Source organism: Aquimarina sp. 2-A2 (assembly GCF_045505135.1).
In the GTDB taxonomy this organism is placed as follows: Bacteria; Bacteroidota; Bacteroidia; order Flavobacteriales; family Flavobacteriaceae; genus Aquimarina; species Aquimarina intermedia.
Genome location: NZ_JBJKFI010000001.1, coordinates 118,853 through 131,045 on the forward strand (window position 1 = coordinate 118,853; position 12,193 = coordinate 131,045).

Annotated in this window: 11 protein-coding genes; 9 read left to right on the forward strand and 2 right to left on the reverse strand. The window is 35.7% G+C overall.

Annotation, left to right across the window (positions count from 1 at the left end):
• Window positions 1-3 precede the first annotated feature (3 nt).
• Window positions 4-1,257 (reverse strand): ABC transporter permease, encoded by a 1,254-nt coding sequence (locus tag ACJRPK_RS00545; RefSeq protein ID WP_407137939.1) that lies wholly within the window; start codon window positions 1,255-1,257, stop codon window positions 4-6.
• Window positions 1,258-1,409: 152 nt separating this feature from the next.
• Here ACJRPK_RS00545 and purH point away from each other — a divergent pair, with 152 nt between their 5' ends.
• From purH to rodA, 6 genes are all read left to right on the forward strand, one after another.
• Entirely contained in the window at window positions 1,410-2,942 is a 1,533-nt protein-coding gene (gene purH, locus ACJRPK_RS00550; RefSeq protein ID WP_407137940.1) for a bifunctional phosphoribosylaminoimidazolecarboxamide formyltransferase/IMP cyclohydrolase, read from the forward strand.
• Window positions 2,943-2,986: 44 nt separating this feature from the next.
• Window positions 2,987-4,015 carry a rod shape-determining protein gene (locus tag ACJRPK_RS00555; RefSeq protein WP_148781682.1) on the forward strand — a complete coding sequence of 343 codons (1,029 nt, stop codon included), beginning with the start codon at window positions 2,987-2,989 and terminating at the stop codon, window positions 4,013-4,015.
• Window positions 4,016-4,131: 116 nt separating this feature from the next.
• Window positions 4,132-4,953 carry a rod shape-determining protein MreC gene (gene mreC, locus ACJRPK_RS00560; protein WP_407137941.1) on the forward strand — a complete coding sequence of 274 codons (822 nt, stop codon included), beginning with the start codon at window positions 4,132-4,134 and terminating at the stop codon, window positions 4,951-4,953.
• On the forward strand, window positions 4,950-5,456 hold the full coding sequence (gene mreD, locus ACJRPK_RS00565) for a rod shape-determining protein MreD (protein WP_148781684.1): 507 nt from the start codon (window positions 4,950-4,952) through the stop codon (window positions 5,454-5,456). The genes mreC and mreD overlap by 4 nt, the downstream gene beginning before the upstream one ends.
• Window positions 5,453-7,324, forward strand: a complete 1,872-nt coding sequence (gene mrdA / locus ACJRPK_RS00570; protein ID WP_407137942.1) for a penicillin-binding protein 2 — start codon at window positions 5,453-5,455, stop codon at window positions 7,322-7,324. The genes mreD and mrdA overlap by 4 nt, the downstream gene beginning before the upstream one ends.
• On the forward strand, window positions 7,325-8,578 hold the full coding sequence (gene rodA / locus ACJRPK_RS00575) for a rod shape-determining protein RodA (protein ID WP_407137943.1): 1,254 nt from the start codon (window positions 7,325-7,327) through the stop codon (window positions 8,576-8,578).
• Window positions 8,579-8,583: 5 nt separating this feature from the next.
• On the opposite strand, the gene ACJRPK_RS00580 is transcribed toward rodA, so the two are convergent.
• Window positions 8,584-9,384, reverse strand: a complete 801-nt coding sequence (locus ACJRPK_RS00580) for a DNA/RNA non-specific endonuclease (protein WP_407137944.1) — start codon at window positions 9,382-9,384, stop codon at window positions 8,584-8,586.
• Between the two features lie 547 nt (window positions 9,385-9,931).
• Here ACJRPK_RS00580 and ACJRPK_RS00585 point away from each other — a divergent pair.
• The 3 genes from ACJRPK_RS00585 to ACJRPK_RS00595 all read left to right on the forward strand — a co-directional run bounded on the left by ACJRPK_RS00585 (window position 9,932) and on the right by ACJRPK_RS00595 (window position 12,156).
• Entirely contained in the window at window positions 9,932-10,132 is a 201-nt protein-coding gene (locus tag ACJRPK_RS00585; protein WP_148781688.1) for a hypothetical protein, read from the forward strand.
• Window positions 10,133-10,318: 186 nt separating this feature from the next.
• Window positions 10,319-11,911 (forward strand): vitamin K epoxide reductase family protein, encoded by a 1,593-nt coding sequence (locus tag ACJRPK_RS00590; protein ID WP_407137945.1) that lies wholly within the window; start codon window positions 10,319-10,321, stop codon window positions 11,909-11,911.
• Between the two features lie 71 nt (window positions 11,912-11,982).
• A complete protein-coding gene (locus tag ACJRPK_RS00595) occupies window positions 11,983-12,156 on the forward strand; it encodes a hypothetical protein (RefSeq protein ID WP_407137946.1) in 174 nt (57 codons plus the stop codon).
• Window positions 12,157-12,193: the final 37 nt, after the last annotated feature.

Genomic DNA, 12,193 nt, shown 5'->3' on the forward strand with positions numbered 1-12,193 from the left:
CAACTACATACCTGTCCTAATGGCCTCTACAGGATCCAGACGTGAAGCGGAGATGGCCGGCAGAATACCGGATATTAATCCGATAATTGAGGATACCAAGGTACCCAACGCTATATTCCAAGGCGATAATATAAATTCAAAATCTCCCGTAAATTGTGACGCGGCTAAGGAGATAAGATATACCAGAAATAGTCCGATCAATCCACCTATCAATGAAAGAATTACCGCTTCAAACAAAAACTGAAACAAAATAAATTTGTTTTTTGCACCCAGTGATTTTTGAATTCCGATAAGGTTTGTTCGTTCTTTTACACTCACAAACATAATATTTGCAATACCAAATCCCCCAACAAGTAAGGAAAAACCACTAATCATCAAACCGATTATATTCATTTGCCCTGTAATATTATCAATAAAGTCTGTAAATCCTTGTAATTGATTAACAAAAAAATTATCAATTTCATCGGTTTTTATTCCCCGAAACGCACGTAATCTTTGCGTTACACTCGCCACAAATTCTGCCACGTCAGTGCCGGACTCCGGTTTAATAATTATTGCGGGAAATGTAAATTTATTGTTATCCCCATAAATTCGTCGCACCATATTTACAGGAACAATTGCGGCTGTATCTTTTGAATTACCAAAAAGCCCTGCTCCTTCCTTTTTTAGAACGCCTATAATGGTGAATTTTCTTCCGTACAAACGCACCTTCTTACCAATAGGATCCGTATCACCAAATAATTGCTTTGCGATTTCATCTCCCACTACCATAACCGGAGATCCTGCCATGGATTCTTGCTCATTATAAAAACGACCATTAACAACCTGCAGTTCCTCTATATTATAATAGTCGTGAGAGACCGGCACTATTTCTACGTTGCTTATACTCTTGTCTTGATGTTTAATCGTTTCCGGTCCTACATTCAGCACAAAGCTTGCAGCTTTTAAATCTGGAAGGTTGCGATTCAAATATTGATATTCCTCATACGTAACATCAGGAAATTGCTCTCTTTTCCATTGTGGAATATTAGAAGGTCCAAATGAAAAACGCATAAGGTAGATCGTACTATTGTCTAAAGAACTAATACTACCTTTAATTTCTTTCTCCAGAGAATCCACTGCAGCTAAAACGCCAATTATCGAGAAGATTCCGATAGTAACTCCTAACAGGGACAAAAACGTACGCAATTTATTATTAGTAAGTGCACTTACTGCAAAATTAAAGCTCTCTTTTAAAATTCTTAAATAAATCAGCATAATCCGCGTTTTAGCAATCAATTATCAACACATACATGATAGGACGTTGAAGATAAAGTTTTGTTACAATCTCTACAAACAAATCCCTGTATGAGATTGTTAATATGAGAACTAAATTGCTATTTTTGCGTTTTTACTAACTAAATGTACTCATGAGCAACACAACACTTGCAAAATCAGCATTAATTTCTGTCTTTAGTAAAGACGGACTCGCTCCAATTGTCAAAAAACTAGACGAACTTGGTGTGACTATTTATTCTACCGGAGGGACTGAAAAATTTATTAAAGATCTTGGTATACCCGTGGTTCCGGTAGAAGATGTAACCTCCTACCCTTCCATTCTGGGCGGAAGAGTAAAAACGTTGCATCCAAAAGTTTTTGGTGGTATTTTAAATCGTCAAGACAATAGCAGTGATGTGGCAGAATTAGAGCAATATGAAATTCCGCAAATCGACATTGTAATAGTTGACTTGTATCCATTTGAAAAAACAGTAGCCTCAGGAGCATCAGAACAAGATATTATTGAAAAAATAGATATTGGTGGTATCTCTCTTATTAGAGCTGCTGCTAAAAATTTTAAAGATGTTACCTGTGTTTCATCCATGAATGACTATAAGGAGTTTTTGGATATTTTAAACGAAGGAAATGGCAAAATTTCGCTTACTGAACGAAAACGCTTTGCAGCTAAAGCATTCAATGTTTCGTCTCATTATGACACCGCTATCTTTAATTATTTTAATACAACTGAAGAAATAGCTTCCCTTAAGTTAAGTGAGTCTGAAGGAAAAACACTTCGTTATGGTGAAAACCCACATCAAAAAGGAACTTTCTTTGGCGATTTTGACGCAATGTTTGAAAAGTTACACGGGAAAGAGTTGTCCTACAACAATCTCTTGGACGTAGATGCAGCGGTGAATCTTATGAGCGAATTCAAAGGAGAAGCCCCAACCTTTGCTATTTTAAAACATAATAATGCTTGTGGTCTTGCACAACGCAACACTGTTTTTCAAGCCTATACCGATGCCTTAGCCGGGGATCCTGTATCAGCATTTGGAGGCATACTGATATCAAATACCGAAATTGATCGTGATACGGCAGAAGAAATTCATAAACTATTTTGCGAAGTTGTAATTGCACCTTCTTACAGCAAAGACGCGGTCTCAATTTTACAAGGTAAAAAGAATAGAATTCTATTAATTCAAAAAGACATTAAACTTCCAGAAAATCAGGTGCGAACCTGTCTTAATGGATTTCTGTTACAAGACAAAGATCTTAAAACAGATACTGTTGAAGATCTCAAAACCGCTACCAAAATAACTCCAACTGCCAACCAAACTGATGATCTGTTATTTGCTTCAAAAATTTGTAAGCACACAAAATCAAATACTATAGTTTTTACAAAAAACAAACAATTATTAGCAAGCGGAACTGGACAAACATCTCGTGTAGATGCGTTAAAGCAAGCTATTGAGAAAGCTACTTCTTTCAATTTTGATCTTAATGGGGCGGTTATGGCCAGCGATGCTTTCTTTCCATTTCCTGATTGTGTTGAAATTGCAGATCACGCAGGGATAAAAGCAGTCATTCAACCCGGAGGTTCCATCAAAGATCAATTAAGTATTGATTACTGTGATGAGAATGGAATTGCGATGGTTATGACAGGAACGCGTCATTTTAAACATTAATTTTAGTACATTTACTCCAACTCTAACCCTTTTTAATACAGTATATGGGATTTTTTGACTTCTTCACCGAAGAAATAGCTATAGATTTAGGTACCGCAAATACCCTTATCATACATAATGATAAAGTTGTTGTAGACAGTCCTTCTATAGTCGCCCGCGATATCATGTCGGGCAAAATTATTGCCGCTGGTAAGCAAGCCGCGATGATGCAAGGTAAAACCCACGAAAACATAAAAACTATACGCCCTTTGAAGGATGGTGTGATAGCAGATTTTGATGCTAGTGAAAAAATGATAAGTATGTTTATCAGGGATATTCCGGCATTGAAGAAAAAGCTATTTACTCCCGCATTGCGGTTAGTTATTTGTATTCCTTCGGGAATTACGGAAGTAGAAATGCGCGCCGTAAAAGAAAGTGCAGAACGTGTAAATGGCAAAGAGGTATACCTGATCCACGAACCTATGGCTGCTGCTATTGGCATTGGTGTAGATATTATGCAACCCAAAGGAAATATGATTGTTGATATCGGTGGGGGTACTACTGAAATTGCAGTTATAGCACTTGGTGGAATTGTGTGCGACAAATCTGTCAAAATTGCGGGAGATGTTTTTACCAATGACATCATTTATTACATGCGTACTCAACACAATCTTTATGTAGGAGAGCGCACTGCTGAAAAGATCAAAATTCAGATTGGTGCTGCTACCGAAGATTTAGAAATTCCGCCAGAAGAAATGAATGTTCAGGGTCGTGATTTACTTACTGGTAAACCGAAACAGGTACAAATATCTTATAGAGAAATCGCAAAAGCTTTAGACAAATCTATCTTACGTATTGAAGATGCTGTGATGGAAACCTTATCGCAAACACCGCCAGAGCTTGCGGCAGATATTTATAATACCGGAATTTATCTAGCGGGTGGAGGTTCGATGCTAAGAGGTTTGGATAAAAGGTTATCTCAAAAAACAGATCTTCCTGTTTATATTGCAGAAGATCCGTTAAGAGCCGTTGTACGAGGAACAGGAATAGCGCTTAAAAATTTAATCAAGTTTAAAAGTGTATTAATAAAATAAAAAAAAGTAAATATATACCTTATTGTAAATTCTATCGTTATCCTGCTTCATTGTGCAGGATAACGATTTTGCATACATAGGAATTTAACGTATAATATTAAGAGACCCCCTATCATATGCAGCAGATCATTAACTTTTTATTACGCAATAAAAATTTTCTGCTTTTTATATTTTTATTGCTTGTAGCTATCGGCTTTACTATACAGTCACATAGCTATCATCGCAGTAAAGTTATAAGTTCTACAAATTTTGTAAGTGGCGGTCTTTATGAATGGCAGCATTCAATTGGAAAATATTTTAATCTCATAAGTGTAAATGAACGTCTGCTTATAGAGAATGAATATCTGCGAAATCAACTTACCATAGCAACCGCGGATACCAGTAGCTCAAAAATTGTTGACACAAGTACTTTTGCTATGCCATACTCCTACTTTCGCGCAAATGTCATTCGAAACGATTATCAAAAACGAGATAATTACATTTTGATTGATAAAGGTGCAAATGACAGTATTAAAATTGATATGGGCGTTATAACTGATAAAGGGATTGTTGGAATCATAGAAGACACGTCTGCTAATTATGCAAGAGTGATCTCTATCCTTAATAGCAACTCCAGAATTAATGCAGGTCTTAAAAATTCTGATCAGTATGGTTCCTTGCTCTGGGATGGCAAAGACCCTAATATGGTTCAACTGGCAACCATCCCAAAACAAGCGATTATTAAAAAAGGTGATACTATCATTACTCATGGGCGTTCGACAATATTCCCCAAAGGCATTGGCATTGGCGTGATAAGCAACTACACGATGAATCAAAATAATAGTTACTACCTCATTGAGGTAAAATTATTTAATGATATGACAGATATAGGGTACGTATATGCAATTGAGAATCACAATGCTGAAGAAATTAAAACATTACAAACTCTTGATGAATGAGTAACTCTATTTTAGTCCATATCGGAAGGTTTATAGTTTTAATATTGGCGCAGTCCCTCTTATTAAATAACATTAATTTCTTAGGATATCTCAATCCATACATTTATATTATTTTTATACTTCTAGCACCAATTAACATTAACAGAAGCCTTTTTTTGATTACCAGCTTTTTCCTGGGGCTTTGTATAGACATTTTAGGTGACTCAGGGGGTGTACATGCGGCTGCATGCCTAGTAGCAACTTATGTGCGTCCATTCATTTTGAGAACTGCTTTTGGACTGAGTTATGAATTTCAAACGGTAAAATTGAGTAAGTTACGTTTTGGGGAACGCTTTATGTACGTAACTTTAACAGTTGTTGTTCATCATTTGGTATTGTTTTCGCTAGAAGTTTTTAACTTTATGCATATACTAATTATCCTTAAAAAAGCGTTATTTACTAGTCTGTTCACAATTTTGATGACGATGCTGATATTGGTTTTATTCCGAAAAAATGATACATGAGAAAATTGTTGCTTTATTTAATAATTATAACCACAGGAATAATTTTTATTTCCAGGTTATTCTACCTTCAAATTTATAATACTTCCTATGCTTCATTATCAGAAGATAATGCAATTAAAGTAATTTATGACTATCCGCAACGAGGAGCGATTTATGATAGAAATGGTAAGTTATTGGTTACTAATCAACCTTCCTACGATGTGATGGTAATTCCCAGAGAATTGAAGCCATTTGACACCTTGGAATTTTGTTCTGTTTTGAATATTTCAAAGGATAAACTTATTCGCAGACTTCAGAAAGCCAGATCTTATTCTCCCAGAGTTCCTTCTATAGTAATCCCTCAACTCACAAAAGATGAGTACGCCTTTCTTCAAGAAAAAATGAGGAAATTTGAAGGGTTTTATATTCAAAAACGATCACTACGTGATTATCAAACCTACCATGCATCCAATGTTCTTGGCTACATAGGCGAAGTAAACGATGCTGCTATTAGAAAAGATCCATATTATCTTTCTGGGGACCTTATCGGGATCGATGGGGTTGAGAAACAATATGAACAGGAACTCAGAGGTATTAAAGGAGTAAAAAGAATACAAAAAGATCGTTTCAATCGAGATATAGGCCCCTATAAAGAAGGTAAGTTTGACACCTTGCCCGTCAATGGTAAAGATCTTCAAATTACGATTGATATTGCTTTGCAAAAATATGGAGAACGCCTGATGGTCAATAAAAGAGGCGGTATTGTCGCGTTGGAGCCTAGTACCGGAGAAATCTTAGCACTGGTAACAGCACCAAGTTACAAACCGGAATTATTGGTTGGACGTAAGCGTTCCAGAGAGTTTACTAAGTTATTTTATGACACTATCGGAAAGCCTCTTTTTGACAGAGGAGTGAAAGGCGAATACCCCCCAGGATCCCCATTTAAAACAATTAATGCCCTTATAGGTCTTCAAGAAGGTATTGTTGATACTCAGGAACGATTTTCCTGCCATATGGGTTATTATTATGGAAAAACCAATAGACGACTGGGTTGTCATTCACACCGTAGTCCGTTGAATATGATTCCAGGAATTGCCCATTCTTGCAATGCATATTTTGCCAATGTTTATCGACGAATCATTGAAAAATATGATACCCCTCAAGAGGGAGTTGATAACTGGAAAAAGCATGTTGAAAGTTTTGGCTTAGGTAATTATCTAGGTAATGATTTATCAGCAGGTCGCCCGGGGAGGGTTCCCAGTGCCGCCGATTATAACAAACAGTACGATTATCCAACATATAAGTGGTATGCAACCGGAACTATATCTAATGCCATCGGCCAAGGAGAAGTGCTCGCCACCCCTATTCAACTAGCAAATATGACGGCTGCTATTGCCAATCGCGGGTATTTTCACACCCCGCATATTATAAAGGCAATTGACAATAAACCAATTGAAGATAAAAATTATACGGTTCCAAAGAAAACCTCTATTGATAAAGAACATTTTGAACCAGTTGTTGAGGGTATGCATCAAGTATACACACAAGGAACCGCTAGCTTTTTACAAGTTGAAGGTATTGACATTTGTGGTAAAACAGGAACCGCAGAAAATTACACTAAGATAAACGGAGAACGCGTTCAACTTACAGATCATTCTGTTTTTATTGCATTTGCACCTAAAGAAAACCCAAAAATAGCGCTAGCTGTTTTTGTTGAAAATGGATATTGGGGTGCGCGTTATGCAGGAAGAATAGCTTCTCTTATGATCGAAAAACATTTAAAAAACAGTATATCGAGAAAAGATCTTGAAGACTGGGTGCTTTCACATAGTTTAGAAGATGAATATGCCAAGCCCTACAGTAATGAACCTTTTAAAATCAATCAATAGATGGCAAAATCGAGCATCGCCTCAATCGATTGGCTAACTGTACTTTTATTTACCCTCCTAGTGCTTTTTGGTTGGTTAAACATTTATTCTGCCTCCTACGGGGATGAATTTGCTTCCTGGACCGATTTTTCAAAAGTATATATAAAGCAGGGATATTGGATTGCCTTAAGTTTGCTATTAATTATAATCACCCAAGCGATTGAAGCTAAATTTTATGAGCGTTTTGCCAGTGTGATATATGTGTTTTCTATTGCTTCGCTCATCGGTCTTTTTATTTTTGGAAAAACTATATCCGGAGCAACTTCCTGGTATAATCTTGGGTTTATGAGCATTCAACCTTCAGAATTTGCAAAAGCGGCTACTGCCTTAGCACTCGCAAAGTTTTTGAGCGATATGCAAACTAATATACGACATCTTAATCATCAACTGAAAGCATTTCTAATTATAGCGTTGCCAGCTTTAATCATAATACCACAACCAGACCCTGGCAGTGCTTTGGTTTATAGTGCTTTTTTATTTCCACTATACCGAGAAGGACTGGCCGCAACCTATTTAATTATTGGCGCATCTGCAGCACTTTTATTTGTATTAACCTTGTTATTCGGTCCGATTTGGGTAGTTGTAGGTTTAGCAGTCGCCATGTTTATATTTTTACTAAAGAACCGAAAACGAAAACCGAAATATTCGAGATATTTATTAGTCCTTTTAGTTGTCACAGGATTTTGCTTTTCAGTAAACTATATTTTTAACAATGTATTTGAACAACGGCATCGTGATCGATTTAATATTGTATTGGGTAAAGAAGTTGATGCCAAAGGTATTGGATATAATACTAACCAAAGCCAGATCGCTATAGGAAGTGGCGGCTGGACTGGAAAGGGATGGAAAGAGGGAACCCAAACTAAAGGAGGCTTTGTTCCAGAGCAACATACTGACTATATCTTTAGTACTGTAGGTGAAGAATGGGGCTTTCTTGGTGCCACTGCCGTAATTTTATTGTTTATTTTTCTCCTTGCCAGACTATTGTTTATGGCTGAGCGTCAAAAGTCTACATTTAGCAGAATTTATGGATATAGTGTTGTTGGAATTCTATTTGTTCATTTTGCGGTAAATGTTGGTATGGTTACAGGATTGTTACCTACTGTGGGTATACCGTTACCCTTTTTTAGTTATGGTGGCTCAGGATTATGGGGTTTTACACTACTGCTCTTTATCTTTATTAAACTGGATGCAAACCGGGTTAACGAATGGTAACTATTTTATAGATTCCAACTTTTTCTATCAATTGAAGATTCCAATATTTCTTCCATTGAATTGTCCATTTTTTCAAAAAAATCTATACCGGTACGCATCTCTATTTGATCAATAGTAGTTTGATAATGATTTAAAGCCTTAGCTACGTCTTTATTTGGAATAATAAAAGCTGCAAGGCGAAACGTATTACCTTCTTCACGGAGAATTATTTTATAAAAATAGCGGGGAACAGATACTGCTTCATATCCAATACTTTCCAGATCCTCATCTAAAATACCTCCTGTAATTACGATAAGTGAATCATATTCCTTCGCCCAATAGCGCACTCGTTGTTCCAATTGATTCCAAATTCCCTGATTAAATTTAGGCAATTGAGGCGCGATATTCGAAGTTAGAAAAGTCTCCTCAAAGGCTTTATATGAAAATTTGCGATCCCCTGCAGGACACAAATGCCCTCTATTATATCCAGATTTCTTATAGTTTCTCCAGTCTGCTGAATGGGTACGTACTTTAGTATCCTCAACAAAGTAAGGCCGCTTATACTTATTCGGACTTAATTGATCGCGATTTAACCTATATAAAACCCACTCCGCTTGTTCATGATCCTCGTGGTAGGACAGCGTGTAAAAATCATGGCTAATAATTGCTCCGGTAGTAGAACTGGGAAGATATTCTGAAATAGAATCTGACGCCGCTTTTACTTCTTGATCGGATACAGCAAAACTATCAAGCCAATACTCAATATAATAAAAGCCTAGGGCACACAATAAAACTAACGCAGGATATATTAATTTTCTAAAATTCAAAACTGGTTATATTTAAGTTTTGCAACCAAATATAACAGAATTGATCGATGAGCGTGATCTTTTAGTATTTTAAACTTGAAAAATTGTTCATATCTTGAGTAATGCTTCTCAGGATTCATAACATCATGCGTTTACGATTCTGGAAATTTATCGAATCATTAAAACTATGTTATTTAACTTTTATTTAACGTGTAACTAAAATAATTCTTTTAGACAATTTTTATAACAATTTTAACTTATTAGCGACTGGTATTAAAGTCTTTAAAAACAGGTAGTTACACTTAAACTACGTTAAAAACGTAAATATTTCAAGTCTTCACAGTTGACTAGTTTCAAATACCTCATGTATATTTACATTGTACAAAAACAAAAATTTGTCTCACACGCAAATCATCTTCAATTCATTTAGGACGTTAAATAATGAGTAATCATTCTCATTTATTTAAGGACTTAGTTTCAGACTAACATTATTTTAGATTAAACAGAAAACAGACATAGGTATGAGTGTCTTTAACTGTTCATACAACTATAAACCTAAATCTAATTAATGATGTTAAAAAACATTTTACAACTAAACGGAGTTCAGGAACTGAACAAAGAGCAAAAAAGTAAATTATCCGGGGGCGGAAGAGATCCAAGACCACCTGTAACAGAAGGCGTTTGTGTAGATAATCAAGGATACTTTTATTTTAGACCTTGTACAGAAACTTGCGATGATGGTACAGTTCCACAAGATTGTCCGATATAATATATAACACTAAAAGAGGTATGTACAATACCTCTTTTTTTTATCTCTTAAATGAAAAAACTGCCTTTTTTATTACGGAATTCACTTTCAAATCATACGTCTTTCCTTTACCAATTTTTCACTTGAAAAATGTATCTTAGAATATCAAAAGTTTACTCTAAAACCAATGGATAAACTTTAAAATCTATGACTAATACTATCGAACAGATCACCAATTCTTTACTTATTAAAAATAAAATAAATGGTTTTGATAAGAAAGACCTGGAGCTACAACTGCAAATACACCCAAACTATCCAAGTTTTCAATCCATTACTGACACTTTAGATTACTTTACTATAGAAAACATTGCTGTCGAAGTTCCTCCGAATGCATTGGATCAATTACCTAAAACATTTGTCACAATACTAGAGCATGATGATAAGACGGAAATAGCTTTAATTGTTAAAACTGACAAAAAAATTACAATTAAGCACACCTCTGTATCTCAATCCAGTATGAGCTACGAAGAATTCAAGGAGATATGGATTCCTAAAATAATCGCCGTCGAAGAAGGTGAGTCAGAACAAAAAACTAAAAAGCACAGCAACTTTTTGAAACAAGCTATTATAGCTGTTGTTGGTATTACAATTGCAATTCAGTTATACGTCTTACAATTAACACTGCTTGATGCTTTGATTCTTGGACTTAGTGTTGCCGGCGGAATTTTAAGCTTCTTTGCAGTAAGAGAAAGTCTTGGTTATAAATCTCAAGTGCTGCAATCTTTCTGCACAACCATCAAGCAATCCAATTGCAACCAAGTTATTACCAGCAAGAAAGGTGAACTTTTACCAGGTATTTCCTTTGCAGATACGGGTGTCGTATTTTTTACAATTTTAAGTACTTATATTCTACTGTTTGGTGTAGATAGTATTCTTATCATTCCATCGCTGCTTGGACTTCCTTTTATTCTATATTCCTTGTATTCACAGCAATTCATAATCAAACAATGGTGTATGCTTTGTTTGGGGATTAGCGCAATAACAGTTCTTTTGAGTGGAATTCTGTCTTTAAATTATGTATTTCATTTCAATCTAGACAATTTACTAGCCCTTACCCTAATTTCTTCTGTAATTTCTCTGATCTATTTAAACTTGAAAAATTACATACAGGAAAACAGAACTCTCAAAACCAACAATCTCAAATTACACAAATTCAAAAGGAATCCCGGGCTGTTTGAACAACTCTTATTCAAATCGGCCCCTGTTCAACAGCAAACCTTTAATGATGAAATTATACTAGGTAATCCTAAAGCTCCTTTTGCGATAACAAGCTTAACTAACCCGCTCTGTGGTTTTTGTAAAGCGGCATTTGAAAGTTATATCAAGGTGCTTAAAGCTTCCGGAGAAAACCTCAAAATCATAGTAAGAATGCCTGTTAGTACTGAACAAATTGAAGCTCCTGCAAGCAAAATTGCGTATCGTTTATTAGAAATATACGAAAAAGAAGGTCAAAAAGGTTTCATTGAGGCATACGCCAACTGGTTTGAAAATCGAACAATCGAAACATGGAGTAAAAAATACGGACTTCCGGAATTTACTGCTCAACACACCGAATTATTAAATAAACAAAAAGAGTGGGCTACAAAGAATAACCTAAATTACACTCCGGCGACCATCCTGAATAATAGACTCTATCCTAAAACCTATGATTACGAAGAGTTTTTTTACTTTACACAGCACCTCCTGGAGAACTACGAGAGTGAGCCATTAGAAGCTCGTGAAGTTGTCAGTGCTACTTAATAATACCAGACATAAAGCTTGAGTGTCTATAATTGTTCAAGTAGTATTACAATTACCTTAAAACTGTAAGTATGTTAAACAAAATCAAAAATTTGAAAAATGTTCAGTTTATCAAGAAAAGTGATCAAAAGAGTATTATAGCCGGCGATGCACCCGGTGGAGGCCCTTGGGGAAATTGTCCCAATGGATATAGACAATGTGAACCATGGGGGGCATGTTTGAGAAATTCTATTCCGTGTGCTTAACTAAGTAGCATACTGATTAAACTAATCTATTTTAAAC